The organism is Pseudomonas sp. Marseille-Q8238 (assembly GCF_965111915.1).
In genome coordinates this window covers 2478143-2502879 of sequence record NZ_CBCOPI010000001.1, presented here as the reverse complement: position 1 = coordinate 2502879, position 24737 = coordinate 2478143, and the positions used below count along the sequence as shown (strand labels likewise).

28 protein-coding genes are annotated in these 24737 nt (G+C 58.8%); 15 read left to right on the top strand and 13 right to left on the bottom strand.

Features of this window, described 5'->3' with window-relative positions; translation table 11 throughout:
* On the top strand, positions 1-780 hold the full coding sequence (locus tag ACWPW0_RS11600; RefSeq protein WP_454255400.1) for a CHAD domain-containing protein: 780 nt from the start codon (positions 1-3) through the stop codon (positions 778-780).
* 73 nt (positions 781-853) lie between these two features.
* Positions 854-1651: an acyl-CoA thioesterase gene (locus ACWPW0_RS11595; RefSeq protein WP_454255399.1), complete on the top strand. Its 798-nt coding sequence runs from the start codon at positions 854-856 to the stop codon at positions 1649-1651.
* Here the strand turns inward: ACWPW0_RS11595 and ACWPW0_RS11590 are convergent, their stop codons facing one another.
* On the bottom strand, positions 1652-2464 hold the full coding sequence (locus ACWPW0_RS11590) for a TatD family hydrolase (RefSeq protein WP_454255398.1): 813 nt from the start codon (positions 2462-2464) through the stop codon (positions 1652-1654).
* Between the two features lie 187 nt (positions 2465-2651).
* On the opposite strand from ACWPW0_RS11590, the gene ACWPW0_RS11585 reads away from it, so the two are divergent.
* Both ACWPW0_RS11585 and ACWPW0_RS11580 read left to right on the top strand, forming a co-directional pair.
* A complete protein-coding gene (locus ACWPW0_RS11585; RefSeq protein WP_454255397.1) occupies positions 2652-4067 on the top strand; it encodes a transglycosylase SLT domain-containing protein in 1416 nt (471 codons plus the stop codon).
* A 109-nt stretch (positions 4068-4176) separates the two neighbouring features.
* Complete coding sequence (locus tag ACWPW0_RS11580; protein WP_454255396.1) at positions 4177-4611, top strand: DoxX family protein; 435 nt, start codon at positions 4177-4179, stop codon at positions 4609-4611.
* A gap of 42 nt (positions 4612-4653) precedes the next feature.
* Here ACWPW0_RS11580 and ACWPW0_RS11575 read toward each other — a convergent pair whose 3' ends face one another.
* Both ACWPW0_RS11575 and ACWPW0_RS11570 read right to left on the bottom strand, forming a co-directional pair.
* On the bottom strand, positions 4654-5757 hold the full coding sequence (locus ACWPW0_RS11575) for a lipase secretion chaperone (RefSeq protein WP_447591639.1): 1104 nt from the start codon (positions 5755-5757) through the stop codon (positions 4654-4656).
* A gap of 27 nt (positions 5758-5784) precedes the next feature.
* Complete coding sequence (locus ACWPW0_RS11570) at positions 5785-6726, bottom strand: alpha/beta fold hydrolase (protein WP_447591641.1); 942 nt, start codon at positions 6724-6726, stop codon at positions 5785-5787.
* A 423-nt stretch (positions 6727-7149) separates the two neighbouring features.
* Between ACWPW0_RS11570 and ACWPW0_RS11565 the strand changes: the two genes are divergently transcribed.
* Positions 7150-7458 (top strand): class I SAM-dependent methyltransferase, encoded by a 309-nt coding sequence (locus ACWPW0_RS11565; protein ID WP_447591643.1) that lies wholly within the window; start codon positions 7150-7152, stop codon positions 7456-7458.
* Positions 7459-7473: 15 nt separating this feature from the next.
* Here ACWPW0_RS11565 and ACWPW0_RS11560 read toward each other — a convergent pair whose 3' ends face one another.
* Both ACWPW0_RS11560 and ACWPW0_RS11555 read right to left on the bottom strand, forming a co-directional pair.
* The gene (locus tag ACWPW0_RS11560; protein WP_454256730.1) at positions 7474-7803 is read right to left on the bottom strand and encodes a DMT family transporter; all 330 of its coding nucleotides are present in this window, start codon (positions 7801-7803) and stop codon (positions 7474-7476) included.
* A gap of 11 nt (positions 7804-7814) precedes the next feature.
* Positions 7815-8384 (bottom strand): TetR/AcrR family transcriptional regulator, encoded by a 570-nt coding sequence (locus ACWPW0_RS11555; RefSeq protein ID WP_454255395.1) that lies wholly within the window; start codon positions 8382-8384, stop codon positions 7815-7817.
* Positions 8385-8540: 156 nt separating this feature from the next.
* Between ACWPW0_RS11555 and greB the strand changes: the two genes are divergently transcribed.
* Positions 8541-9014, top strand: a complete 474-nt coding sequence (gene greB / locus ACWPW0_RS11550) for a transcription elongation factor GreB (protein ID WP_454255394.1) — start codon at positions 8541-8543, stop codon at positions 9012-9014.
* 43 nt (positions 9015-9057) lie between these two features.
* On the opposite strand, the gene ACWPW0_RS11545 is transcribed toward greB, so the two are convergent.
* Both ACWPW0_RS11545 and ACWPW0_RS11540 read right to left on the bottom strand, forming a co-directional pair.
* Positions 9058-11562, bottom strand: coding sequence for an ABC transporter permease (locus tag ACWPW0_RS11545; RefSeq protein WP_454255393.1), 2505 nt, complete (start codon positions 11560-11562; stop codon positions 9058-9060).
* Complete coding sequence (locus ACWPW0_RS11540; RefSeq protein WP_454255392.1) at positions 11562-12245, bottom strand: ABC transporter ATP-binding protein; 684 nt, start codon at positions 12243-12245, stop codon at positions 11562-11564. Before ACWPW0_RS11540 ends, ACWPW0_RS11545 begins: the two co-directional genes overlap by 1 nt.
* Positions 12246-12256: 11 nt before the next feature.
* Here ACWPW0_RS11540 and ACWPW0_RS11535 point away from each other — a divergent pair, with 11 nt between their 5' ends.
* From ACWPW0_RS11535 to ACWPW0_RS11525, 3 genes are all read left to right on the top strand, one after another.
* Positions 12257-12862 (top strand): arylesterase, encoded by a 606-nt coding sequence (locus ACWPW0_RS11535; RefSeq protein ID WP_454255391.1) that lies wholly within the window; start codon positions 12257-12259, stop codon positions 12860-12862.
* A 56-nt stretch (positions 12863-12918) separates the two neighbouring features.
* On the top strand, positions 12919-13200 hold the full coding sequence (locus ACWPW0_RS11530) for a hypothetical protein (protein ID WP_447591655.1): 282 nt from the start codon (positions 12919-12921) through the stop codon (positions 13198-13200).
* A 72-nt stretch (positions 13201-13272) separates the two neighbouring features.
* Positions 13273-14235: a L,D-transpeptidase family protein gene (locus tag ACWPW0_RS11525; protein WP_447591657.1), complete on the top strand. Its 963-nt coding sequence runs from the start codon at positions 13273-13275 to the stop codon at positions 14233-14235.
* Positions 14236-14367: 132 nt separating this feature from the next.
* Here ACWPW0_RS11525 and oprI read toward each other — a convergent pair whose 3' ends face one another.
* Complete coding sequence (gene oprI, locus ACWPW0_RS11520; RefSeq protein WP_313513640.1) at positions 14368-14619, bottom strand: outer membrane lipoprotei OprI; 252 nt, start codon at positions 14617-14619, stop codon at positions 14368-14370.
* A 287-nt stretch (positions 14620-14906) separates the two neighbouring features.
* Here oprI and ACWPW0_RS11515 point away from each other — a divergent pair, with 287 nt between their 5' ends.
* Both ACWPW0_RS11515 and ACWPW0_RS11510 read left to right on the top strand, forming a co-directional pair.
* Positions 14907-16169 carry a hypothetical protein gene (locus ACWPW0_RS11515; RefSeq protein ID WP_454255390.1) on the top strand — a complete coding sequence of 421 codons (1263 nt, stop codon included), beginning with the start codon at positions 14907-14909 and terminating at the stop codon, positions 16167-16169.
* Positions 16170-16188: 19 nt separating this feature from the next.
* Entirely contained in the window at positions 16189-16461 is a 273-nt protein-coding gene (locus ACWPW0_RS11510; protein WP_454255389.1) for a GNAT family N-acetyltransferase, read from the top strand.
* A gap of 60 nt (positions 16462-16521) precedes the next feature.
* On the opposite strand, the gene ACWPW0_RS11505 is transcribed toward ACWPW0_RS11510, so the two are convergent.
* A complete protein-coding gene (locus ACWPW0_RS11505; protein ID WP_447591663.1) occupies positions 16522-17598 on the bottom strand; it encodes a 3-deoxy-7-phosphoheptulonate synthase in 1077 nt (358 codons plus the stop codon).
* A gap of 240 nt (positions 17599-17838) precedes the next feature.
* On the opposite strand from ACWPW0_RS11505, the gene ACWPW0_RS11500 reads away from it, so the two are divergent.
* The 3 genes from ACWPW0_RS11500 to cysB all read left to right on the top strand — a co-directional run bounded on the left by ACWPW0_RS11500 (position 17839) and on the right by cysB (position 19919).
* On the top strand, positions 17839-18225 hold the full coding sequence (locus tag ACWPW0_RS11500; protein WP_454255388.1) for a thioredoxin: 387 nt from the start codon (positions 17839-17841) through the stop codon (positions 18223-18225).
* A gap of 95 nt (positions 18226-18320) precedes the next feature.
* Entirely contained in the window at positions 18321-18809 is a 489-nt protein-coding gene (locus ACWPW0_RS11495; protein WP_454255387.1) for a universal stress protein, read from the top strand.
* 135 nt (positions 18810-18944) lie between these two features.
* On the top strand, positions 18945-19919 hold the full coding sequence (gene cysB, locus ACWPW0_RS11490; RefSeq protein ID WP_447591669.1) for an HTH-type transcriptional regulator CysB: 975 nt from the start codon (positions 18945-18947) through the stop codon (positions 19917-19919).
* 101 nt (positions 19920-20020) lie between these two features.
* Here cysB and ACWPW0_RS11485 read toward each other — a convergent pair whose 3' ends face one another.
* Together ACWPW0_RS11485 and ACWPW0_RS11480 are read right to left on the bottom strand one after the other, a co-directional pair.
* A complete protein-coding gene (locus tag ACWPW0_RS11485) occupies positions 20021-20737 on the bottom strand; it encodes an SDR family NAD(P)-dependent oxidoreductase (RefSeq protein ID WP_447591671.1) in 717 nt (238 codons plus the stop codon).
* A gap of 125 nt (positions 20738-20862) precedes the next feature.
* A complete protein-coding gene (locus ACWPW0_RS11480; protein ID WP_447591673.1) occupies positions 20863-21483 on the bottom strand; it encodes a phosphoadenosine phosphosulfate reductase domain-containing protein in 621 nt (206 codons plus the stop codon).
* A 157-nt stretch (positions 21484-21640) separates the two neighbouring features.
* On the opposite strand from ACWPW0_RS11480, the gene thrH reads away from it, so the two are divergent.
* Positions 21641-22258 (top strand): bifunctional phosphoserine phosphatase/homoserine phosphotransferase ThrH, encoded by a 618-nt coding sequence (gene thrH / locus ACWPW0_RS11475; protein WP_447591675.1) that lies wholly within the window; start codon positions 21641-21643, stop codon positions 22256-22258.
* A 48-nt stretch (positions 22259-22306) separates the two neighbouring features.
* On the opposite strand, the gene pabB is transcribed toward thrH, so the two are convergent.
* Both pabB and ACWPW0_RS11465 read right to left on the bottom strand, forming a co-directional pair.
* On the bottom strand, positions 22307-23650 hold the full coding sequence (gene pabB, locus ACWPW0_RS11470; protein ID WP_454255386.1) for an aminodeoxychorismate synthase component I: 1344 nt from the start codon (positions 23648-23650) through the stop codon (positions 22307-22309).
* 100 nt (positions 23651-23750) lie between these two features.
* Complete coding sequence (locus tag ACWPW0_RS11465) at positions 23751-24734, bottom strand: alpha-L-glutamate ligase-like protein (RefSeq protein ID WP_454256729.1); 984 nt, start codon at positions 24732-24734, stop codon at positions 23751-23753.
* Positions 24735-24737 lie beyond the last annotated feature (3 nt).

Here is a 24737-nt window from a genome sequence, read left to right as displayed (position 1 = left end):
ATGTCAGCCGTTCTGAAAACCCTGGGGCATCAGGTTCTGCGGTTACACGTGCGTTTGTATGCATGTCGTGCCCGGCTGGAGGCCCGGACCGATGGTGAGGCGCTGCACGATTTGCGTATTGCCGTACGTACCTTGCGTAGCCTGCTGCGCCCCTTTCGACGTGATGCCGCCTGCGCCCGGTTGGAGCAGGCGGCAGCAGTGATAGGGCGGAGCAGCAGCGGTTTACGCGACCTGGAGGTGCTGATTGCCGAACTGCAGCGTCAGGGTAAGGAGCGACTGTTGCCAGCTCGACAGCAGGCCTTGCAGGAAGGCTATGAGCGTCTGCTCGCCAGCGAGGCCTTGGGCGAGCTGTTCGCGGCGCTGGATGACTGGCCGCGTGATGCCGTCCAGGCGCCTGTGTGGCGCAAGGCGGGCAAGCGCCTGCACAAGCACCTGCTACGCCAGTCGCAGCGGTTGGCGCTCGCCTTGGTCGATCCAGAGAGTGACAAGCATGGCCTGCGCCTGCTGATCAAACGGCTGCGTTATGCCGGTGAAGCCTATCCCGATGTGGCGCGCTTCGCGCCTGCCGTTCACAAGCGCCTGCGGGCAGCGCAATCGGCCACGGGCAATTGGCATGACCTGCTGCAGTGGCTGGCGCGCGTGCCGAACGAGAGTGATCTGCACGAGTGCGCGGCCGACTGGCAACGTCGCCTGCAGGTGGCCGAGCAGGCTGCAGATCAGGCCTTGCTGGTGTTGCGACTGCATTTTCCTGGTTTGCCCGATGGCAATTCCGCCGCGTGATTGGCCGGACTGACGCTCCCTGAACGGTGCGACATGCCTCTAGAATGCGCGAAATAGACACGGAGATTGCCGGATGACCTTTGCTGAACTGATCCAGGCGGTGCATAACCGGCCGCAGCACGTCGTGGTTCCGCCACTCTGGGGGCAGGGGCGCGCCACATTTGGCGGGCTGGTCGCGGCGATGATCTACGAGGCCATTCGAGCCAAGGTGCCGACAGGTCGCCCGGTTCGTTCGCTGTCGATCACCTTCGTCGGGCCGATGCAGATGAATGAACCCGTGGCCTTCGAGGTAGAGGTGCTTCGCGAGGGTAAAGCCGTCAGCCAGATGCTCGGCAAGGCCGTTCAGCAAGGTGCTGTGGTGGCCATCATGCAGGGCAGTTTCGGCGCGTCGCGACCGTCCGTGGTCACTGTTCCGTCGATTCCTGCGCCGGCCATGAAACCGGTGGAAGAGTGCCAGGAGTTGCCATACATCAAGGATGTCACCCCGGAGTTCACTCGTTTCCTGGCCATGCGCTGGGGCTTGGGGGGCTTGCCGTTCACCAACAATCCATCCCGTGAAATGGGCGGTTGGGTGCGGCTGCGTAGCGATGTGTCGCACGACAAGGTTACCGAGGCGCATCTCCTGGCCCTGGTAGACGCCTGGCCACCCGCGGTGCTGTCCCACCTGAAGGCACCGGCACCGGGCAGCTCCCTGACCTGGACCATCGAGTTCGTGCAGCCCGTCGCCAACCTGACGACCCACGACTGGTGTCTCTATGAGGCCAAGATCGAGCATGCACGCGATGGTTACGGGCATGTTTCCGCGGGGCTCTGGTCGCCCAGCGGTGAACTGCTCGCTATCAGCCGGCAGACGGTGACGGTGTTCGCCTGATCAACATTCGGCAAGCACCGGCAGGTTGAAGAAGGCCCGGGCGCTGGCTGTACTGTGCTCAGCCAGCGCCTGTTCGCTTTCACCCCGGTGCAACGCCACCTCCCGCACTACCTCGGTGAGGAACGCCGGCTCGTTGTGGCCACTCTTCGGTTTCGGCCGCAGACTGCGCGGCAGCAGATAGGGCGCATCGCTTTCGAGCATCAGGCGGCCCGCCGGGATATCACGCAACAGCGGGTGAAGGTGAGTGCCGCGACGTTCGTCGCAGACCCAGCCGGTTATGCCGATGTGCAGGTCCATGTCGAGGTAGCGATACAGCGTGCTCTTCTCACCGGTAAAACAGTGCACTACTGCTGCGGGCAGGCGATCGCGGTAATCGCGCAAGATGGCAATCAGCCGCTCGCCAGCCTCACGCTCATGCAGAAACACCGGGAGTTGCAGCTCAACTGCCAGCACCAGTTGTTCTTCCAGAGCTTTTTCCTGTTGCGGGCGAGGGGAAAAGTCCCGGTTGAAGTCGAGCCCGCATTCACCGACAGCGCGCACCTGCGGCTGGCGCAGCAGCTCCCGTAATTGCCGGGAGCTGTCGACACTCCATTGGCTGGCTTCATGGGGATGAACCCCGGCGGTGGAGAACAGGCGCTGCCCGTTGTCGTCGAGTTCCTGACAGAAGCTCAGGGCCTTTTCGCTTTCTTCTAGGCTGGTTCCGGTCAACACCAACTGACAAACACCGGCGGCATGTGCGCGAGCGAGTACCGCGTCACGCTCCCGGGCGAGACTGGGGTGAGTAAGATTGACGCCAATGTCGATGAGTTGCATCGTGCTACCTCGCGATTTCGCTGGGCAGCATAACAGAGCTGGTTAATTGATTATAAAATCAATAATTACAAAGGGTTGTGCATGGTTATTAATGTAGAGAGTCAGTTTTGACTCAATCGATGACGGTCCTGCGGGGCCGTTTCGTTCCTCTGGAGCGGCAAGGCGGTGAACAACAGAGTGCGGCTGAATGACGCGCCTGCTGGTGCTGCTTGCCTGCTTGTTGCTGCCGCTGTCGCTGCAGGCGCGCCTGGCCGGGCCTCCACTGACGGGGCACGAACAACGCCCCGTACGCGACCTCGCCGACGTACGCAAAAGCGGTGAGCTGCGGGTTTTGGTCAACCAGAGCCGTAACAGTTCCGGTGAGGTCAAAGGCCAGATCATCGGAGTCGAATACCATCGGCTACGAGCGTTCGAGCGCTATCTGAACAGCAATGCCCGGGATGGACGCACCTTGCGTCTGAAGATCATCCCGCGAAGCAAGGATCAGTTGCTGGGCGCCTTGCAGCGTGGAGAAGGGGACCTGGTCGCTCCGGGCGAATTGCTCGATACCCGCACGGCCCAGGCCATCAGCGCCAGCGCCGCCATTCGCAACGACGTACCCCTGGTCTTTATCGCCCGCAAAGGCAATCGTCGTTATCAGTCATTCGAACAACTGGCCGGGCGCACCTTGGTGCTACCGGCAGGCAGTGCGGCAGGAGAGGCGCTGGAGCAGTTCAATCAGCAACTGGCGCTGCGCAAGAAGCCACCGATCAACATCGAATGGGCTGACTCCAGCCTGGCGACCGAAGATGTGCTGGAGATGGTTCAGGCGGGCATCTATCCGTTCACGGTGGTTGAACTGCCTATTGCTGAACGCTGGGCGAAGGTCATGCCGAAGCTGCGGGTCGATCGCGACATGGTATTGGCCCAGGAAAGCGACATGAGCTGGTTCGTCCGCCGTGATGCGCCCATGTTACGTGCCAGCATCGACCGCTTTCTGGCGAGCTACCGCAGCCCGGATGACCTGGATAGCACCTTCCAACGTGTCTATCGCCGCTTGTACAAGGTGCACTATCCCCTGAAGCCCGGGGATGTTCAGCGCCTGGAAAGAGTTCGTCCCGTGCTGCAGAAGCACGCGGACGAGCAGGGGTTCGACTGGTTGGCACTGGCCGCCATGGCGTTCAAGGAATCAACGCTCAATCCGGCAGCGCGCGGGTCCGGTGGGGCGACAGGATTGATGCAGATCACCCCAGCCGCAGCGCGCAGCGTCGGGGTAGGCAATATCCAGGGCGTAGAAGGCAACGTGCAGGCATCGGCGCGTTATCTGGCGATGATCCGGCGCAAGTTCTTTGCCAGCAAGCAGCTCAATGAGCGCGAGCGTCTGGCATTCGTCCTGGCTGCCTACAACATGGGCCCGGAGCGGGTTCAAGGGCTGCGGGCCGAGGCGCGCAGGCGTGGACTCAATCCCAATCAGTGGTTCTTTCAGGTCGAACGCGTGGCCATGGAGCAGGTGGGCATGGGTGTCGTCAGCTATGTTAATAGCGTGAACAAGTACTACGTGGCCTATGACCGGGAGCGTGAGCAATTGGAAGCACAGAGACGTGCTATCAGCACACGAAAATAATCTAATTTATCGATGTTTTTAAGCATTTATTAGCGATTTTATTATCGGTAAACGTGAGTAGTATGGCGTTCACTGTTTTGCACGAAGCCACCCTCAAGGAAGCATTGATATGACCACGCTGATCCGAACCGTTCTCTCTACCCATGCCGGTTATGGCATTACCCTGTTGCGCATCATTACCGGGCTCACCTTTGCGGCTCACGGCTCGCAAAAACTGTTTGGCTGGTTTGGCGGCTATGGCCTGGCCAATACGGCTCAGTGGATGGAGAGCATTGGCATCAGCCCCGGCTACCTGATGGCGACACTTGCCGGTAGCGCAGAGTTCTTCGGCGGATTGGCATTGGTAATTGGCCTGCTGGTGCGTCCGGCAGCTCTATCGCTGTTGTTTGCGATGCTGGTCGCGATCGTTACTGTGCATTGGAGCAATGGCTTCTTCATCGGTGCCAATGGCTTTGAATACGCTCTGACACTTGGGGTGATCAGTGCAACCTTGATCATCGAGGGCGCTGGTCGATTCTCGCTGGATCGCCGTATCAGCAACTGAATAGATGCCAATGAAAGAGGCCCGCTAAGCGGGCCTCTTTCATTACTGGGACTGCCTGGCTTTTTCACGGCTGCTTGCCAGTTCCTCGGCAGCCTCGAGACGCAATCGTTCCTGCTTGTCGAAGCGTTCCTCAGCCAGTGCTTGAAGCGCTGCTTGCTTGTCGCTGTCATTCAGCCCGTTGCTGGACTCGATTCGGGCTTTCTCCTGGCGGTACTGATTCAGCCGCTGGCTCCATTGCAGACGGCTTTGGTCCAACGCCTCCAGACGTGCAGTGGCCTCTGCCCCCACCAGTTGCAGGCGCAGCTGCTGGATCTGCGCAGGGCTGGCACCCTCGGCTTTCAGGGCTGCGGTCTGTTGGTTCAGCTCTGTTTGCAGTTGTGGGACTACGGCATCCTGCAATGCTTCGGGCAGGTTGTTACGCAGTTGATCCAGCGCTTCGGCTTTCTGTGTGTCCGTCATGTTCTTGTCATGACGGATCACCAGGCGCTGCATGGTGAACTGGTTGTAGGCCTCTTCATTGGCGAAGAACGCTTGGTGCGCCTCCGCACTGAAGATGGAGGCACGCATTGCCTTGACGGCCTGTTCTCGCTGTAACAAACCCTCGATGTTCGGGACTTGTGGCAGATCCTTTTCCAGCTGGACCAACTGCTTCTTGTAGTCAAGGTATTGGTCGAGCAAGGCCAATGCTTGATCCCGCGCTGGGGCTTGCAGCTGGCTGGCGATGTAGTCGCGCAGGCGTTTGATCGTGGCAGACAGCGGCTCCTCACCCATGGCGCTGAGGAAGTAGTCGAAGATGCGTCGGATATCCTCACTGATGATCAGGTTGCCGGCCTCGTCCACATGGAACTGACCGTCTACCTGAGTACCGGAGAACGAAGGTGGGAGCGGGGCGAGCCCGGCTGCCAATACCGGTGGCTGATCATGATGTGCGCCGGAGCTATCACGCGTGTGTTGCTGATCGTCAGGAACAGCATGAGCGGTGTGGGGCGTTGCAGGCTCTGGGGCTTGCTCGGCAGTGAGATAGAGAGTCAGCGCAATGCTGCCTCCCATCACCAGTGGAATGGCTAGCAGCAGATTTCGATTCACAGCGGTACTCGATGGCAGTTCTATGAAGCGGTGCAAGTCGTGCAGGTGGGGGCGTGTCATGTACACGCCCCAACGTTTGCAGAGTGTTTAGAGTCCAGCCGTTTTCAGGCGGTTGGCATGCTGGCGGTAGATGGTCACCGGGTCGGTTTCGAAGAGGTTGGTCAGGCCGAAGGTCTGGTTCACTTCGTCCAGGTGGTTCATCCGGTAGTCATCACGAATAACCTTGCCCAGGTGCGAGCTGCATTTGCCGACAAGGCCGTCGTTCGGTTCTTTGAACGTCAGCGAGGTGGCGCCGAGCAGCAGGTCGCTGACATCGAACAGGTTGGTCAGCGGGCTGGTCCCGCTCCAGGAGTAATAGCTGACGCCGTTGACCTTGTAGGCCCCTTCACCGCAGGCACTGGTCGGGATGCCTTGTGGGTACTTGGCGTTGAATACCGCAGCCCCTTTGCTGTTCAGCGACTCAAGCGAGCCAAGCGCATTCTGGGGCGCCTTGCTGGAGCTGCCGGAAAGGAAGTTGATCAGACTACCGAGCCCATTGACGATGCCGGCGAGCAGTTTTTCACCAGCCGAACCTGGCGGTACCTGGCGCAGGAAGTCGGCGGTGGCGGACCCTTTGTGCGGACCGCCGACACTGGTGGCCGACGCGACCAGGTCAGGGCGTACGGCGGCGACGTAACGAATGGTTGGACCACCATGGCTGTGGCCGATCAGGTTGACTTTGCCCTTGCCACTGATGGCGGCAATCTCTTCGACCTGCTCGAGCAATTCCTCACCACGCAGCTCGGAGGTGTTCAGTTGGCTGACTTCGGTGACATAGACGCTGGCGCCATCGGAGCGCAGGGCAGAAGGAATGCCGTACCAGTAATCGATGCCCAGGATGCTGTCGAAACCCAACATGCCATGTGCAAGCACTACCGGATACTTGGTTTTGGTGTAGCCAGTGGAGCCGAAGAGGCCGGCTTCGACCTGGCCAGAGAGAAGTATGCTGGTGCCAACACAGAGGGCGAGCAGGGTTTTCTTATTGTTCATATTTTTAGGGCTCTCAACACGTCATTGGGCAGTTTGATCATCCTTGCCGCTAGTCCTACCCGTCCGGGGTATGCACGACAGCTGGTAAGCATTGGCAGGAAATATGCCAATTTAGAGTGAAGGCTCTAAACAGCCGTTTGAGAGATTCAGGCCGGGTAAAGAGAGGCTTGATGAGTGCAGTCAGTGTTACGTGAGGAAACGCAAAGTCCCTTAAGGCCCCAATTTCATGGGGAAAGCAACTGCAGTGCCTTGACAGTTTTACGGGCGATTCCCTAGCATTCCGCCCCATGCGCCGATTTAGTCAGCTACTTGCGGGGCGCGAAGGATTCGACCCAGTCGATTCTGAAATACCGCTAAAGCGCTGGTTCGGTGTCGCCTCTCACCGCTGCCCAGCAGGATCGATGAGGTGGAGCACACGCTGAAATGACCTACGCCCAACCACAGATACGCCTGGCGCCCATCACGTCTGGCCTCTTCGCACGCAATCCCCGAATCCTTCTCGGCGGCAACCATCAGCCGGCACTGCTGCGCTACCTGGATGGCTGGCCCAAACGCTGGGGGCGACCTCGCAGTTTCCTGATCCAGTTCAACCGCGAAGGTGAATCGTTGGCACGCTTTGCCAGCAATAGCTTCGATATGGCAGTCGTTCAGGCGCCGCCTGCCGAGCATATCGAAGAGCTGGTTCGTGAGCTGACGCGCGTCGCCCGTCAGGGCCTGATCACACTGGGCTGACAGCAGCCTCTGCCGTCAGTGTGAAACCGCCTTGGAAAACACATTGACGATCACCACACCCAGCACGATGAAGGACAATCCCACAATCGCCGCGGCATCCAGTTTCTGCTTGAAAACCCATGCGCCAATGATGGATATCAGCACGATCCCCAACCCGCTCCAGATCGCGTAGGCGATGCCAACAGGCATGGTTTTCAGCACGAATGTGAGGAAGTAAAAGGCCCCGCTGTAGCACACCACCGTGACTAGAGAGGGAATGAGGCGAGTGAACTGTTGTGACTGCTGCAGAAAAGAGGTGCCAATGACCTCCAGAATGATGGCGGTCAATAATGCGCCATAGGTCATGAGTGCTGGGCTCATTGGCCAGGCTCCTGGGTCATTTTGATAAGGGCGGTGTAGAGGTTGCTCCGGTCTTCCGGCGACGGGGGACAATCTTGAGTGAACAGGTTGTCCAGCCAGGCACCATCGGCGGCATAACGGACGATCATCAGGGATGGGTGGCTATCCGTATCCTGGTGACGCTGTAGTCGTGCGTTGTTCCATTCTGCCCAGCGCGCGCGCAATTCCGAATCGGTCAATGTGGAGCTCGCCAAGGCAGCCCACAGCTGCTCGTTGGCAGGTTTGCATGGGAGGAAGACCGTTCCGAGGTAGGCGCGTGTATAACGCCCGAAAGCGATGGGGTCCTGATTCATGGCGTGGTCGATCTCGGCATCCAGCACCTTGAGCAGGTCTTCATAAACTGCTTCGATCAAATGGCGCTTGCTGGGGAAATGGTGCAGCAAGCCGCCCTTGGTCACGCCAGCGGCCTGCGCCACAGCGTGCAATGGCAAGCCGGAAACACCATGCTCGATAAGCAATTGAGCGCAGCACTCGAGGAGTTTGCGGCGCACGACTTCGGGTTGTTTTTTAGGGGCGGTAGATTTCATGCGGGAAACATACCTACCAGTTGGTATGTTTTCAAGCAGAAGATAGATGGCCAGTTTTTTAACCGTTCACGGGAAACGACCAAGGCATAATGAGCCATCCAATTGGGGCTAGAAATGGCTGCCCTGCACCGATGATCTACCAGGTAAGGGAACAGGTTGAGTACCAAAATCATTACCAGAGAAGGGCATGATGCCCTCAAGGCAGAGCTCGATCAGCTGTGGCGGGTCACCCGCCCCGACGTTACTCAGAAAGTGACCTGGGCTGCCTCGCTGGGGGACCGCAGCGAGAACGCGGACTACCAGTACAACAAGAAGCTGCTTCGAGAGATTGATCGCCGCGTTCGCTATATCCGCAAGCGCCTGGAAGATATGCGGGTAGTCGATTACTCACCGGAGCAGGAAGGTCGCGTCTTCTTTGGTGCCTGGGTCGAGATCGAAAACGAGGACGGGGAGTGCAAGCGCTTCCGTATTGTTGGTTATGACGAGATCTACAGGCGCAAGGATTACATCTCGATCGACTCTCCGATGGCCCGCGCCCTGCTCAAGAAAGAGGAGGGTGACGAGATCAGCGTGCAGACGCCAACCGGCGAGATGACCTGGTGGGTAAACAAGATCGAGTACAGCCATTAGCTGCGCTGCTGCCGACATGAGTAATCATGTCGGCATTTGCGTATCACGTTTCCCGCAGTACCGAGAGTGGACTGGCATTCAAAGCTCGTCGCGTACCGATGACACCAGCGGTGCCCACCAGCAGGGCCCCCATCAATGGCAGCGTCAGCAACCAGGCATGGGGTTGCCAGGGCAGATCAAGCACGAAGCGATAGAGCAGGAAGCTCACCAGTTCGCAGCCGACTGCCGCAAGCAGGCCACTGGCCGCACCCAGCAAGCCAAATTCCGCACGTCGGGCTCGCATCAACAGGCGACGCTCCGCACCCAGCGCCCGCAGTAGCGCTCCCTGCCGAATGCGCTCGTCCAGGGTCGATTGCAACCCGGCAAACAGCACCGTCAGGCCCGCCGCCAGCACGAACAGCAGGACATATTCCACGGCCAGGCTGACCTGCGCCATGATGCTGCGCAGTTGCTCGAGCAGCGCTTCGACCTCCAGCAGGGTGACGGCCGGGAAAGCCCGTGCCAGCTCGACCAGTTGCCGTTCGCTATGAGGCGGCAAGTAGAAACTGGTCAGATAGGTCGCGGGCAAATCCTGCAGGGTGCCGGGCTCGAAGATCATGTAGAAGTTCGGTTGGAAGCTGTCCCATTCAACCTTGCGCAGGCTGCTGACACGCGCTTGCCGGTCAAGCCCGCCCACGCTGAAGTCAAGCACATCCCCCAGCTTGAGCTGCAGGCTTTTCGCCAGCTCGGCTTCAACGGAAACCCCTGGCAGTTCGCCCTCGATGTGAGTGGTCCACCACTCGCCTGAAAGCAGTTGGTTGCCCTCCGGAAGCTCGGCTGACCAGGTCAGGCTGAGATCACGCCGTACGGCACGGTCACCGGTGCTGTCCTTGCTGACGAGGCGTTTGACCGGCTCTGCGTTGATGGCTGTCAGGCGACCAGCAACGATTGGATAGAGTGGCGCGGGGTGAGGTGACAGCTGTGCCAGGCGTGCAGCAAAGGCATCCTTGTCAGCAGGCAGGACATTCAGCGCAAAGTGATTCGGTGCATCTTCCGGCAACTGGTTCTGCCAAGTATCGAGCAGCTCTCCACGCAGCAGGGCAATCAAGGCCATCGCCAAAAGAATCAGGCCAAATGCCAGTGACTGGCCGGCAGCCGCAAGCGGATGACGCAATAACTGGCCCAAACCGAGGCGCCATGGCAAGGATGCCCGGGAAAGCAGGCGGCGCAGGGTCTGCAGGCCGAGTACCAGCACGCCGCCCAGCAACAGCGTGGCGAGCAGGCCGCCACCGAGCAGTGACAGGGTCAGTTTCAGATCCAGACTCAAGCGCCACATGATCAGCCCGAGAGCCAGCAGCGCGGCGCCGTACACCAGCCAGGAACTGGGCGGCACAGGCAAAAGATCCCGGCGCAAGACCCGTAAGGGCGGAACGCGGCCCAACGCGGCCAGCGGTGGCAGGGAGAATCCGGCAAGTGCAACCAGTCCCGTCGCCACGCCGGCCAATGCAGGCAGCACACCGCCAGGAGGAACACCTGCAGGCAACAATCCCTGTAATAGCTGGAACAGGACCAACTGACCCAGCCAGCCCAGTAGAGCGCCCACTACGCTGGCAAACAACCCGAGCAGAGTCAGTTGCAGGGCGAACAGGTAGAGCGTATCTCGGCGGGAAAGCCCCAGGCAGCGGAGCAGGGCACTGGCATCGTAACGGCGCGCGGCAAATCGAGCCGCAGAAAGCGCTACCGCAACCCCAGCAAGCATGACGGCGGCCAGGCTGGCGAGGTTCAGGTAGCGTTCGGCACGGCCCAGCGCCCCCCCTATCTGCCGGTTGCCGTCACGTGCGTCCTCAATCCGCTGGCTCGCGGCCAATCCGGGTTTGATCTCGCTCCGGTATTGCTGCAATGCCTCACTAGGGCCTCGCCATAGCTCGCGATAACGCACACGGCTGCCAGGCTGCACCACGCCTGTGGCTTCCAGATCCTGCATGTTCATGAGTACACGAGGCGTGAGGCTGTAGAAATCGCCAGCCCGGTCCGGCTCATAGGTCAGCACTCGAGTGAGCCGTAGGGATGAATTGCCGATATCGATCGACTGACCGACTTTCAGATCGAGCGCCGCAAACAGGCGAGCTTCGGCCCAGACTTCTCCTGGCGCTGGCCCTCCACCCGACTGCTCTGCTTGATAAGGCTCGGCCGCACTTTTCAGTTCGCCTCTCAGTGGATAGCTCTGTGTGGCAGCCTTGACGCTGGCAAGCTGGATGCCATCGTCGGTAGCAATAACGCTGGAGAATTCGACGACCTGGGCGTGCTCCAGGCCAAGCCGATTGCCGGCCTCGATTTGTGCAGGATTGGCAGGATCACTGCCGCTGAGGAGGAGATCAGCTCCGAGAAATTCGGTGGCTCGTAGCAGCATGGCTCCGTTCAGGCGTGCACTGAAGTAACCGATGGCTGTGCTGGAGGCGACAGCGATGAGCAGGGCGAAGAACAGCACATGCAGCTCACCGGCACGGGCGTCACGTCGCAACTGGCGGCCGGCCAGGCTCAACAGGCGCATAAAAGACAGTGTGCGCATCAGGGCTCCACGCTATCGACCAGGCGGCCGCCTTCCAGGCGAATCAGGCGTCGGCAACGATGCGCCAATCGTTCGTCGTGGGTCACCAGAACCAGCGTGGTGCCGCGCTCCTTGTTCAGTTCAAAAAGCAGGTCGCTGATGCGCTCGCCGGTATGGCTGTCGAGGTTGCCAGTTGGCTCGTCGGCAAACAGCACAGCGGGTTCAGCGGCAAAGGCACGGGCGATAGCGACGCGCTGTTGTTCTCCGCCGGAAAGCTGGCGAGGGTAATGCGTTGTGCGTGCGCCAAGGCCAACACGCTGCAGCAGTTGGCTGGCGAGTTCACGTGCGTCCGACCGGCCTTTCAGCTCCAGCGGCAACATGACGTTTTCCAGGGCATCGAGGTTGTCCAGCAACTGGAATGACTGGAAGACGAACCCCACCTGCTCGGCGCGAACGCGGGCGCGCTGGTCTTCATCGAGCGTGGCGAGTGCATGGCCGGCCAGGGTTACTTCCCCGCTGCTGGGCTGGTCCAGGCCGGCGAGCAGACCAAGCAGGGTCGATTTGCCCGATCCGGAGCTGCCAACGATCGCCAGGCTGTCGCCGCTGGCAAGATCGAGGTTGAGGTCATGCAGGATACTCAGCTCGCCTTCCGCGCTGGGTACCACTTTGTTAAGGTGCCGTGCAGAAAGAATGCTGGCGTTCATGGAGAATCCGAATGCGTATAGGGTGGGTAAGCAGCGCATTGGCACTGCTGTTGTGGGCGCAGGGAGCGATGGCTGCAAACGTTCTGGTCGTCGGCGATAGTATCAGCGCCGCTTTCGGCCTGGATACCCGGCAAGGCTGGGTGGCCTTGCTTGAAAAACGCATGCAGGAGAGCGGTTTCGAGCACACGCTGGTGAACGCTTCGATAAGCGGCGAAACCAGTGCTGGCGGGCTGGCCAGGTTGCCTGGACTGCTGGCGGAGCACCATCCTCAGCTCGTGATTATCGAGCTGGGAGGCAACGACGGATTGCGGGGCCAGCCCCCTGCACAATTGCAACAGAATCTTGCCAACATGGTCGATTTGTCCCGCGCGGCCGGAGCCAACGTCCTTCTGCTGGGTATGCGCCTGCCACCAAACTACGGAAAGCGCTACACCGATGCTTTCGCCGGCGTATTCAGCGATCTGGCAAGCGAGAAGAAACTGCCCTGGGTGACGTTCTTTCTTGATGGCGTGGGCGGAGTGGAAGGGATGATGCAAGCAGACGGCGTTCATCCAACTGCAGCCGCTCAGCCTCGTCTGCTGGATAACGTCTGGCCAACACTTAAACCCCTGCTCTGAATCTTCCCTGGATGCAGGCTTTCGGCTATCGTTGCGGCCCCGCACCGGAGCACCGAATGCCGCGTCCCGCCTGGTCCCTGCATGCCTATCAAGTAATCGTCCCGGACGAACAGCTCGATCTGTTCGCCTGTCGCGAGGCGCGTGTGCACCTGGTTGCCCGACAACTGGAGCTGAGTGGGTTTGCCGACCGCACGCTGTGTGGTGGATTGCTCCCGGCATTACCTGTCATGCATCCGCTGCTTAAGGCAGGGCTGCGCGATAAGCGTTTGTGCCATGCCTGCAAGGCCGTACTGGATGCCCAGCGTCGAGGCGAGCGGCCTTTGTGGCCTACAGCTTGATGCTCCCGGTATACCAGGCCTGCGGTGTACAATTTATCTTCCCCTTCAGTCATTGATACCAAGGATTTCCGGATGTCGTCGCGCGCTTCTGCTGTCGCTCGTTCCCTGATGTTCGCAGGCCTATGCGTGGCCGGTCCGGCAAGTGCGCTGGAATTACCTTTGCCGGCTCCGGGAGATGACATTGTCGGCCAGGTCCAGGTGATCAAGGCCAAGTATGAAGATACGTTTGCCGATATCGGTACCGCCAACGACCTTGGTTATCTGGAGATGGTGGCTGCCAACCCGGGAATCGATCCGTGGTTGCCGGGGGAGGGAGCGGAAATATTACTGCCTACGCGTTACGTGCTGCCCTCTGGACCGCGTGAAGGTATTGTCATCAACCTCGCCGAGTACCGCCTGTATTACTTCCCCAAGGGCGAGAACGTCGTTCACACCTTCCCGCTTGGGATTGGTCGCGAAGGCTGGGGGTCACCTATTGCCCACACTACGGTGACGGCCAAGACACCGAATCCCGGATGGACGCCCCCACAATCGATTCGTGAGGAGCACGCTGCTGACGGTGATCCGCTGCCTGCGTATGTGCCGCCAGGCCCGGATAATCCCCTCGGACCGTTCAAGTTCACCCTGGGGGTTCCGGGTTACCTGATCCACGGCTCCAACAAGAAATTCGGCATCGGCATGCGCGTGAGCCATGGTTGCTTTCGCATGCTCAATAACAACGTCCTTGAGCTGGCCAAGATGGCACCTGTCGGCACCTCGGTGCGCATCGTCAACGAGCCGTACAAGTTCGGCATGAGCAACGGCAAGGTCTATCTCGAGGCTCACGCGCCACTGGATGACCATGGAGTGCCATCGGTGGTTGATAAGCACACGGCGGTAATCAACGCCTTGCTCAAGCGTGATGACCTGGCTGGCCGCATTCATCTGAACTGGGATGTCGTACGCGAAGTCGTTGCAGCGGAAGATGGCATGCCTATCGAGATTGCCGTCCCGCAGGATGCCGTTGCACATACTCAGGAGTCCTTGGACTTCTGATTGCTGACAACTAGTTAACTAAAGCCTGTCCGGTACGCTCTGCCTGACAGGCTTTTTATTGCCTGCAGAAAATGAAGAGCAATAAAAAAGCCGACCTGTAAACAGGTCGGCTTTTCAAAGCCTTGGCAAGTATTACTTGCGGCTGGCTTTTTCCAGCATGCGCAGAGCGCGCTCGTTGGCTTCGTCAGCAGTCTGCTGAGCTTTCTGAGCAGCGGCCAGGGCGTCGTCAGCTTTGCGATAGGCTTCATCGGCACGAGCTTGAGCACGGGCAGCGGCGTCTTCAGTAGCAGTCAGACGGGCTTCAGTTTCTTTGGTGACGCTGCTGCAACCGGTAGCCAGGACTGCTGCCAGGGCCAGAGCAGAGAATTTCAGAACGTTGTTCATCGTGTTCCCCTTAAGGTGGACTTTCCATAAAGCAATCTCCCAAGCTGGGAAATTAGCCGGGCTACATACTACTCATTAGTTGTAGTAAGTAAACTGACCTGATGCAAGACAAGCAGTTTTTTTTCCGTTCTGCCAGTCGACTTTTAGTTTTGTTTAAAAAACATACAGCGCGTTGCCTGTGATGCCCTAAAAAGAGGCCTGTAGCGTACGGCAGCCATGGTTGCTAAACGGGCGTACTGATAATATTCCGCGCTCGTGTCATGGGAACTTCAAGGAAGGACTGAGGAATGTCGAAAGTTGTTAAGTGGGGCTTTCTTTCTGTTTTAGCTATTGCACTATTTATCAAACTGTCCCTATGGCTATCGGTACGCTCGATCATGAATGATGTGGTCGATCAGCTATCGCCTTTCATGCAGATAAGTTACTCGGGAATCACCTCTTCTTTTGATGGTCGGGTTGGGGTGTCTGGCCTGACCGTCAAGGTGCCGATGCTTAATGATCAATTTTCGGTCGACCATGGCGAGTTGAAATTCAAAAGCCTACTCAGCCTGCTGCGCTTCAAGGAAAGTTTGCGTGAAGGCAAGTTTCCTGAGCAGATGGCTGTCAGCCTCAAGGGCTTCAAAGTTGATGTGCATGGCCCACTCATGGCTCAACTGCGTCAAACGGAAGATCGCTCTCCTTATACGGCTCTGTCACAGGTAGCGTGTGGTCGTAGCAAGACCATAGGAACCAATGAGCTATTGGAGATGGGTTACCGCACATTCGAGACGGATACGGAGTTTTCTTACCTCTACCAGCCTGGAGCGAAGACCTTGGCGTTCAACATGACGGCAGACACGCGAGACATGAGCGATTACCGCATCAGTCTGGCGTTGAGCAACATGTCGGATAACCCAGGGGATCTGCGAATAAATCCGCCAAGGGTGTCGAGCGTTATCATCGAGGTGAACGACAACCAGTATCAGCGCAAGGTAAACAGCTATTGCGCCGGCAAGCTTGGTCAGACTGATGAGCAGTACCAGCAGACGGCTATCGAGAAGTTTGATAGCAACCTTCGCTCGCAACGCATCGCCTTGGCGCCGGAGGTACTGGTTTCCGTGGCCGCTTATCTGAAAGATCCGCAGTCGCTGCGGTTGGAGTTCAACCCGACAGAAGGGATGGCGTGGGATGGTCTGCAGTTCTTTGACGCGCCAGATGTCATCGCCATGCTGAGGCCGGTGCTATTGATCAATCAGCAGGCCGTGAATGATCTGGCGTTTTCATGGGTAGAGCCAAATGCCGCGGCAGTACCGCATGCAACCGAGCTGGTGCAGGCTGCCGAGGTAGAGCAGAAGAGTAAAACGCCTCAATATGACTTCGTGGCTGTAGCCAGCCTGCCCGAGCATGCCGGTAAGCGATTGCAGTTCATCACGTATGATGGCACTTATTATCAAGGCATTTTGCATAAGGTAGAGAACGGCAAGGCCTTTTTGAGTGTCCAGTTTGGTAGTGGCTCGGCGGAAATGTTTCTTCGCCTGGAAAAGATCGATAAGGTAAGGGTTCTGTTCTAGAACCCGCTGAGGAGTAAAAATGAGCGAGGGGCTGTCCATCCACCATGACCAGGCTGGTCACCAGTTTGAGACCATAGTCGATGGTCATCGGGCGTATTTGGCCTATATGGATCTGGGCAAGCAGACGCTGGATATCTACCGTACCTTCGTGCCTAACGCGTTACGGGGGCGGGGTATCGCGGCTGCATTGACCGAGCATGCGTTGGTCTATGCGGAGCGTATGGGCTACTCGGTCATCCCGTCGTGTTCCTACGTCGAACGATATCTGGAGCGCCGCCAGCGTAATCATTGATTACGCTGGTAATAAAAAACGCCGGGCAATGCCCGGCGTTTTTTTGGTACGCAGTGCTCGTCAGCTGCGTTCACGCTTTGGCAGTACATCCTTGAGTTTGGCGTGCATGCTGCGCAATGTTTTTTCGGTGGTCTCCCAGTCGATGCAGGCATCGGTGATGGACACGCCGTACTTGAGGTCGCAAAGATCCTTGGGAATCGACTGGGCGCCCCAACCCAGATGGCTTTCTACCATCAGGCCGACGATCGAGTTGTTGCCTTCGAGAATCTGGTTGGCGACATTCTCCATCACCAGGGGCTGCAGGGCCGGGTCCTTGTTGGAGTTGGCGTGGCTGCAGTCAACCATCACGTTCGGGCGAATCTTCGCCTTGGCCAGTTCCTGCTCGCAAATGGCCACGCTCACCGAGTCATAGTTCGGCTTTCCATTACCGCCACGGAGGACGACATGACCGTATGCGTTGCCTTTGGTGGTAACGATGGATACGCCACCTTCCTGGTTGATGCCCAGGAAACGGTGCGGGCTGGAAACAGATTGCAGAGCGTTGATGGCGACAGTCAGGCCGCCATCGGTACCATTCTTGAAGCCCACTGCTGAAGAAAGGCCTGAGGCCATTTCGCGATGGGTCTGCGATTCAGTAGTACGTGCGCCAATCGCCGACCAACTGATCAGGTCCTGCAGGTACTGCGGGGAGATCGGATCCAGCGCTTCAGTGGCGGTCGGTAGGCCCATTTCAGCCAGGTCGCGCAGCAGCTGGCGGCCAATATGCAGGCCGTCCTGAATCTTGAACGAGTCATCCAGGTACGGGTCGTTGATCAGACCTTTCCAGCCGACGGTGGTGCGTGGCTTCTCGAAATAGACACGCATGATCAGGAACAGGCTGTCGGAAACCTCCGCTGCCAGCACCTTCAGGCGTTCGGCATACTCATGAGCGGCCTTGATGTCATGGATAGAGCACGGGCCTACGACAACAAACAGGCGGTGATCCTTGCCATCAAGGATGTTGCGAACTACTTCGCGGCCGTGGGTCACGGTGCGCTGAGCGGCGGCAGTAAGGGGTATTTCGCGCTTGAGCTGCGCCGGGGTGATCAGGGTTTCGTTGGATGAAACGTTGAGATCGTCGATCGGTAAATCAGCCATCGTGTTACTCATCAGGTCACGGGTGCCGGGCGCCAAAGGCACAGCTTTATTGTGGGCGCAGCGGGAGAGGCGGAACCTTAGCGCGTAAGGACTGGGCTCGACAATGGGCGGGCGACTAAAATCCAGCTGTAAATCGCTAAAGTAGTAGATCAAGCTGACCGGGATATGGCTTTGGGGTACGTGAATCTGATCGCATTTACGTGCACAGCAGGCTCGGTCGGGTGAACAGGGCAAACCTGCTTGGAAGCTAAACATGGAATTGCTGTGACGCCAACACGCCCAAACTCACTCATCGAATCGCTGGAGTTGACCGATTTTGACGCGGACCACCAGCTCCTGGAACTGTCAGGTCTCTCACTGCTGGTATTTACCAGCGCTGGCTGTGCAAGTTGCCGTTGGGCTCGACGTCATCTACCCGAGCTACCGCTAAGCGTGACTCGCATTACCTGGGTAGATGCCGGTGAGAATGGGGGGCTCGTCCAGCGCTATGGCGTTTTTCATTTGCCTGCACTGTTTCTGGTGCTCGATGGGGCGTTTCTAGGCGCTTTATCGAGCCAGCTCAACACCATTGACCTTGAACAAGCCATAGCGGCAGCGCGCTGCAATGAGCCTGAAGAGCTGCCCTGACGTGAGGTCTGTATCCACGCGTTGAGAGCAATCACGACTTCTCCGCGCACTGCTAAGCTCAAATTCTCGGCGTTCTTGGACAGCGGGGAGGCAGTATGGTCCGGACGATCCTTTACGCCACCGACCTCGGCTTGTATGCCCCATACGTGCTGCAGCACGCCTTAAATCTCAGTCGCTCGTTCAAGGCCGAGCTATATGTGGTGCACGCTGTGGCGCCTATGGGCTTGTTTGCGGAGTCGGTACTGCAAACCTATCTGGATGAAGCGACACTGGCCGAATTACGCAATAAAGGCCTGAGTACGGTGATGGCCAGTATCGAGCAGCGAGTGCTCGAAGGCTTTCGCGATGAACTGGGCGATGTGCAGCAGGATGCGCAACTGATCAATAACGTCCGGGTGGTACAGGGCGACCCGTCCCACGTCATTCTCGACGAGGCCCGCAAACTCGCCGTCGATCTATTGGTAATAGGCAGTCATAGCCATGGCGCGGATCAGGAGACGGCGCTGGGGCGCACCGCAGCGCGGGTTCTGCAGCTCTCGGAAATACCCGTCTACCTCGTTCCGATGTTGCAGCATCGGGGTTGAGTCCTTCATGAGCAGACAAATGGCACGCGAACCTGAAAAAACTCGTCTAGATTTATCGTTTTAACCATTAATATGGTTATATAGGGTCGCGTGCTGACAGGGTCAGCGGCGTCTATCTGCTCTCGAGGGATATTTATGAAGCTCCAGCAACTGCGCTACATCTGGGAAGTGGCGCACCACGACCTCAACGTCTCCGCGACAGCCCAGAGTCTCTACACGTCCCAGCCAGGTATCAGTAAACAGATTCGCTTGCTGGAAGATGAGCTTGGCGTCGAAGTCTTTGCCCGCAGTGGTAAGCATCTGACCCGTGTGACGCCGGCTGGCGAACGCATCATCACCACGGCTGGTGAGATCCTGCGCAAGGTCGAGAGCATCAAGCAGATTGCTCAGGAATTCTCCAACGAGAAGAAAGGCACGCTGTCGATCGCCACGACCCACACCCAGGCACGCTATGCGCTGCCGCCGGTGATCAGTTCATTCATCAAGCAGTACCCGGAAGTTTCCCTGCATATGCATCAGGGAACGCCAATGCAGATTGCCGAGATGGCTGCCGATGGTACTGTGGACTTTGCCATCGCCACCGAGGCTCTGGAGTTGTTCGGCGATCTGGTGATGATGCCGTGCTACCGCTGGAACCGTTGCGTGGTAGTGCCTCAAGGCCACCCACTGGCCAAGTTGCCGAAGCTGACGCTCGAGGCGCTGGCTGAACATCCGATCGTGACGTACGTATTCGGTTTTACCGGGCGCTCGAAGCTGGACGAAGCGTTCAGCCATCGTGGCCTCAGCCCCAAAGTCGTGTTCACCGCAGCGGACGCCGACGTGATCAAGACCTATGTAAGGCTTGGGCTGGGTGTTGGTATCGTGGCGCGCATGGCTGTTGACACCAAACTGGATAGCGACCTCGTTGCCCTCGACGCCAGCGACCTGTTCGAGTCCAGTGTCACCAAGATTGGTTTCCGTCGTGGCACCTTCCTGCGCGGGTTCATGTGCGACTTCATCGAGAAGTTCGCCCCTCACCTGACGCGCGACATGATGGCCAAGGCTGTGCAATGCCACACCAAAGCCGAGATAGACGAGTTGTTCGACGGCGTGGAGCTGCCTACGTACTGAGCCAGTTACAGCAGCTGTAATAAGGAACGCGGTGCATCAAACGATGCACCGCGTTTTTGTTTTATGGACAGCGTTGTTTACCGCAAGGTGTTGGGCGGTTACTAAAACCGCTCGTCCTGTATCGCAGGCATGACCAGCTCCCGGACAAAAGACGCGCTGGACAGGTGCAAAAGCGTGCGCACGACAGCCACCACATCGTGCACGGGGATCAGTTGGCCATTGCCATTCGCGGCGGCGACTTCTTGCGGTACAGACAGCGCGTCCTCGGTATTCAAATAGCCCAATTGCAAGGTCGTCACCGCAAGACGACTCTCCCTGAAACCTTCACGCAAAGCATCTGCCATGCCATTGAGGGCGAACTTGGAGGCGCCGAAGGTCACTTCCGGGCGACCGCTCTGGCGTAGCGCCGAGGTGGAGCCGGTCAGAATCAGCTGGGGCTTATGCGCATGCAGCAGTCTTGGAACCAGGCGCTTGAGCAACAGCAAGGTAGCGGTGATATTGGTGTTCACCATGGTGGTAATGACGTCATCCGTATCGTCCAGGAAGGCATAGTCGTCGCTAAATGCCTTTTCTTCCCAGATACCCAGATTACAGATCAGTACGTCCAACTCGGCTGGGGCCTGTTCCGCAATGCGTTGTGCAGCATTGGTGGGATCACTCATGTCTGCTTCGATCCACTGAAGATCGACATCTGCGGGCAATAGCAGATCGCCAGGGCGAGTGCGTGATACGCCGATCAGGGTATCGCCCGGACTGCACGTGCCCTCGGCCAGAGCGCGCCCCAGTCCTTTGCTGGCACCGATGATCATTATTTTCATGATTAGGCGGGCTCCATGGTGGGCAGACGGCGGGTTACCACCGAGGCAGGGATGATCTCGGCCACTTGCGAGTATCTCAGGGGTATTTTTCTGGCTGCCGTCCCTGGCGGCCAAGCAAGATTGCCTTAATGACTCAAGTGCAGACCGCATTCACGGTTTTCTTCGCCCTTGGTCGGGTCGAAGTAGTCGAAGTTGTTTGGCAGGTTATGTGCAGTCAGGTACTGATACAGGTCCTTCGAGCTCCAGTGCAGCAGCGGGGCGACCTTGATCAGTCCATCCGGGTTGATGCTGACAGGCTGCATTTGGGCGCGTACCGCTGTGTCGGTAGCGCGTAGCGCGGTAAACCAGACCTCGGGAGCTGCTTCGCGCAGTGCGCGAGCGAAGGGCTCAAGTTTCACCTCTTCGGTGAACGCCTCGTGGCGCGGGTCGTCGAGCGCCGGTACCGGGCCATCGACAGCCGTGCGGTGCGCACTGGAACGTCTGGGTAGATAGATGTCCAGGTTCAGCTGCAATTGTTTGGTGACCTCATCGGCAAACCGGTAGGTCGCTTCGGTGTTGTAGCCGCTGTCCATCCAGATAACCCGGGTGTCGGGTTTGACCTGGGTGACCATGTGCAGGATTACCGCTTCGAAGGGGCGAAAGTTGGTCGTGCAGATGGCGGTTTTGCCCAGTCCCAGAGCCCACTGCACCAGTTTTTCGGCATCCTGGCCGAGTTCGGCGTTAATGCGGTCAAGATCGAGGGTCATCGCTGGGCTCCTGATTATCTGAATTGAGCGGGTGAGCAAGGCCGTGGATGGTAGCAGTGCATGAAGCCCGGGACCATCCAGGCAACCGCAGGCGGTAGCCTTTGCCGTGCCCGGCTGCTAGAGTGCCGGCCCTCAATTTATCGCTTTGGAGACCTCCGTGGAAATTGCCTGCCTCGACCTCGAAGGCGTTCTGGTTCCGGAAATCTGGATCGCTTTCGCCGAAAAAACCGGTATCGACGCCCTCAAGGCAACGACCCGCGATATTCCTGACTACGACGTGCTGATGAAGCAACGCCTGCGCATCCTGGATGAGCACGGCCTGAAGCTGGCCGACATTCAGGAGGTGATTGCCACCCTGAAGCCGCTGGACGGCGCCGTGGAGTTCGTCGACTGGCTGCGCGAGCGTTTCCAGGTGGTCATTCTTTCGGACACGTTCTACGAGTTCTCCCAGCCGCTGATGCGCCAACTGGGCTTCCCGACGCTGCTGTGCCACAAGCTGATTACCGATGAGACCGACCGCGTCGTCAGCTACCAGCTGCGCCAGAAAGATCCCAAGCGCCAGTCCGTCCTGGCGTTCAAGAGCCTCTACTACCGTGTGATTGCAGCAGGCGACTCGTACAACGACACCACCATGCTCAGCGAGGCCCATGCCGGCATCCTGTTCCATGCACCGGACAATGTCATTCGCGAGTTCCCGCAGTTCCCGGCGGTCCACACCTATGAAGACCTCAAGCGCGAGTTCATCAAGGCGTCGGACCGTGAGCTGAGTCTCTAAGGTATCTGCAGAAAAAAGCCCGCTTCGGCGGGCTTTTTTGTGGCTGCGTCAGAGCGCTTCCAGGGTCTGCAAGAGAAGCCGGACCTTGGTGATCGACTCCTGGTACTCGGCCAGCCAATCCGAGTCAGCAACAATTCCGCCGCCGCCCCAGCAACTGATCTGTCCATCCTTGACCAACAAGCTGCGAATGGCGATGGAGCTGTCCAGTTCGCCACGTACATCCAGGTACAGCAGGGAACCGCAGTACAGGCTGCGCCGGGTTGGCTCCAGTTCGTCGATGATCTGCATGGCCCGAATCTTTGGTGCGCCGGTGATCGAGCCACCGGGAAAGCTGCCGGCAATCAAGTCCAGCGCATCCTTACCCGTTTCCAGCTCTCCGGTTACCGCGCTGACCAGGTGATGCACGTTGGGATAGCTTTCCAGGGCAAACAACTCCGGCACCCGCACGGAGCCGATCCGGCAACTACGACCAAGATCATTGCGCAGCAGATCAACGATCATCAGGTTCTCGGCGCGGTCTTTGCTGCTGGCCAGCAACTGCTGCGCCTGCCGGGCATCCTCCTCTACGTTGATCCCGCGGGGGCGGGTGCCTTTGATCGGCCGTGTCTCGACCTGCCGTTGGCTGACCTGCACGTAACGCTCGGGGGAAAGACTGAGTATCGCGCCACCCTCGGGCAGCGCCTGAAAGCCGGAGAACGGGGTAGGGCAAGCTTTGCGCAGTGCCAAGTAGGCAGTCCACGGCTCGCCTGCGCAGGCCGCCTGGAAGCGTTGTGCGAAGTTCACCTGATAGCAGTCACCGGCCTGGATATAGGCCTGGATACGCTCAATGGCCTGGCGATACTGGTCCTGATCGACAGCCGATCGGAAGGGGTGCAGCAGGTGAAAAGGCGCAGGCTCATTGGCTTGACTGGCGCTGAACAGGTCGAGCAGGCGTTGCTGTTCGGTGCCCGGCAGGATTGGGTGGCAGACGAGTTGAGACGTGTGCTGCTGGTGGTCGCTGATCAATGCCCAGGCATACAGGCCGAGCCTGGCATCCGGTAGGTGCAGGTCATCCGCCGCACAGGCTGGCAGCCGTTCGAGGCGGCGGCCGAAATCATAGGCGAGGTAACCAATCAGCCCGCCGGTAAAAGGCAGTTCGATAGCAGGTGGCGCATCGGCATGACCCAGTTGTGCCAAGCCATTGCGCAGACGCTGGAAGAATTGCTCGCCCGTTTCGTCGGGCTCTGGACTATAGCTCTCTACCGGCCAGGCACTGAGCAGGTCATAGCGCCCACGCTCCGCCTGCGGCCTGCCGGCATCAAGGAGTACCGCCCCGGGGGCATGGCGCACGCGCGCGAAATAGTCAGCCGGATCGGCCTGGTAGGGCAGAGTGAATACGCGGCAGGTTGTCATTCGGCTGAGTCGGCGGGCGGTAAAGCGCGATTGTAGACCGGGGCAATACGTCTGTCCCAAGGAAAAGCCCGGCGCAGGTCCGGGCTTCCAGTGCAGTGCATCAGACCTCTTTGGGGCTGACGTGACCGAACAACTGCTGGGAGAAGCGCATGCGCTCTTCCGGGGTTTCGCTGACGCCCTTGGCAGCCAGTTCGGCAATGCGTGCCTCGACAGCATGGGCCCGGTGCGTCAGGCCGCAGTCGTTGGCGATCTGGATGTTCAGGCCAGGGCGGGCGTTAAGTTCAAGGATCAATGGCCCTTTATCCTGGTCCAGCACCATGTCCACGCCGATGTAGCCCAGGCCACATAGTTCATAGCAGCCGGCCGCGAGCTTCATGAAGCCATCCCAGTTGGGCAGTTGCACGCCATCGACCGCATTGGTGGTGTCCGGGTGCTTGCTGATCTTGTTGTTCAGCCAGGTGCCGCGCAGGGTCACGCCGGTGGCCAGGTCCACACCGACGCCGATGGCGCCCTGGTGCAGGTTGGCCTTGCCGCCCGACTGGCGGGTCGGCAGGCGCAGCATGGCCATTACCGGGTAGCCCATCAGCACAATGATGCGGATATCCGGCACGCCTTCGTAGCTGATGCTTTTGAAAATCTGATCCGGGGTGACGCGGTATTCGATCAGCGCGCGATCACGGTGCCCACCCAGGGAGTAGAGACCGGTCAGGATGCTGGAGATCTGGTGCTCGATCTCCTCGTGGCTGATGATCTTGCCGGAGACGGTCTTGTATTTGTCTTCGAAGCGATCGGCGATCACCAGGATGCCGTCACCGCCAGCACCTTGTGCCGGCTTGACCACGAAGTCCGGGCGCTCACCGATGATCTCGCGCAGCTTGTCGATCCCTTTCTCGGTCTCGATCACGCCATACATTTCCGGCACGTCAATGCCGGCCTCGATGGCGCGTTGCTTGGTGATGATCTTGTCATCGACGATCGGGTACAGGTGCCGTTTGTTGTACTTCAGCACGTAGTCCGCGTTACGCCGATTGATGCCCATGATGCCTTTGGCTTCCAGGGCCTTCCACGTTTTCCAGAGACCGATCAT

Excerpts from the sequence above, each read along its gene's own strand:
- ACWPW0_RS11515 (WP_454255390.1), top strand. The coding sequence starts at position 14,907 with ATGTCGAAAGTTGTTAAGTGGGGCTTTCTTTCTGTTTTAGCTATTGCA.
- ACWPW0_RS11555 (WP_454255395.1), bottom strand. The coding sequence starts at position 8,384 with ATGAAATCTACCGCCCCTAAAAAACAACCCGAAGTCGTGCGCCGCAAA.
- pabB (WP_454255386.1), bottom strand. The coding sequence starts at position 23,650 with ATGACAACCTGCCGCGTATTCACTCTGCCCTACCAGGCCGATCCGGCT.
- ACWPW0_RS11525 (WP_447591657.1), top strand. The coding sequence starts at position 13,273 with ATGTCGTCGCGCGCTTCTGCTGTCGCTCGTTCCCTGATGTTCGCAGGC.
- ACWPW0_RS11565 (WP_447591643.1), top strand. The coding sequence starts at position 7,150 with ATGACCTACGCCCAACCACAGATACGCCTGGCGCCCATCACGTCTGGC.
- ACWPW0_RS11530 (WP_447591655.1), top strand. The coding sequence starts at position 12,919 with ATGCCGCGTCCCGCCTGGTCCCTGCATGCCTATCAAGTAATCGTCCCG.
- ACWPW0_RS11580 (WP_454255396.1), top strand. The coding sequence starts at position 4,177 with ATGACCACGCTGATCCGAACCGTTCTCTCTACCCATGCCGGTTATGGC.
- cysB (WP_447591669.1), top strand. The coding sequence starts at position 18,945 with ATGAAGCTCCAGCAACTGCGCTACATCTGGGAAGTGGCGCACCACGAC.
- ACWPW0_RS11495 (WP_454255387.1), top strand. The coding sequence starts at position 18,321 with ATGGTCCGGACGATCCTTTACGCCACCGACCTCGGCTTGTATGCCCCA.
- ACWPW0_RS11510 (WP_454255389.1), top strand. The coding sequence starts at position 16,189 with ATGAGCGAGGGGCTGTCCATCCACCATGACCAGGCTGGTCACCAGTTT.
- oprI (WP_313513640.1), bottom strand. The coding sequence starts at position 14,619 with ATGAACAACGTTCTGAAATTCTCTGCTCTGGCCCTGGCAGCAGTCCTG.
- ACWPW0_RS11560 (WP_454256730.1), bottom strand. The coding sequence starts at position 7,803 with ATGACCTATGGCGCATTATTGACCGCCATCATTCTGGAGGTCATTGGC.
- ACWPW0_RS11595 (WP_454255399.1), top strand. The coding sequence starts at position 854 with ATGACCTTTGCTGAACTGATCCAGGCGGTGCATAACCGGCCGCAGCAC.
- ACWPW0_RS11590 (WP_454255398.1), bottom strand. The coding sequence starts at position 2,464 with ATGCAACTCATCGACATTGGCGTCAATCTTACTCACCCCAGTCTCGCC.
- ACWPW0_RS11480 (WP_447591673.1), bottom strand. The coding sequence starts at position 21,483 with ATGACCCTCGATCTTGACCGCATTAACGCCGAACTCGGCCAGGATGCC.
- ACWPW0_RS11570 (WP_447591641.1), bottom strand. The coding sequence starts at position 6,726 with ATGAACAATAAGAAAACCCTGCTCGCCCTCTGTGTTGGCACCAGCATA.
- ACWPW0_RS11485 (WP_447591671.1), bottom strand. The coding sequence starts at position 20,737 with ATGAAAATAATGATCATCGGTGCCAGCAAAGGACTGGGGCGCGCTCTG.
- ACWPW0_RS11585 (WP_454255397.1), top strand. The coding sequence starts at position 2,652 with ATGACGCGCCTGCTGGTGCTGCTTGCCTGCTTGTTGCTGCCGCTGTCG.
- ACWPW0_RS11545 (WP_454255393.1), bottom strand. The coding sequence starts at position 11,562 with ATGCGCACACTGTCTTTTATGCGCCTGTTGAGCCTGGCCGGCCGCCAG.
- ACWPW0_RS11535 (WP_454255391.1), top strand. The coding sequence starts at position 12,257 with ATGCGTATAGGGTGGGTAAGCAGCGCATTGGCACTGCTGTTGTGGGCG.
- ACWPW0_RS11540 (WP_454255392.1), bottom strand. The coding sequence starts at position 12,245 with ATGAACGCCAGCATTCTTTCTGCACGGCACCTTAACAAAGTGGTACCC.
- ACWPW0_RS11600 (WP_454255400.1), top strand. The coding sequence starts at position 1 with ATGTCAGCCGTTCTGAAAACCCTGGGGCATCAGGTTCTGCGGTTACAC.
- ACWPW0_RS11505 (WP_447591663.1), bottom strand. The coding sequence starts at position 17,598 with ATGGCTGATTTACCGATCGACGATCTCAACGTTTCATCCAACGAAACC.
- ACWPW0_RS11575 (WP_447591639.1), bottom strand. The coding sequence starts at position 5,757 with ATGACACGCCCCCACCTGCACGACTTGCACCGCTTCATAGAACTGCCA.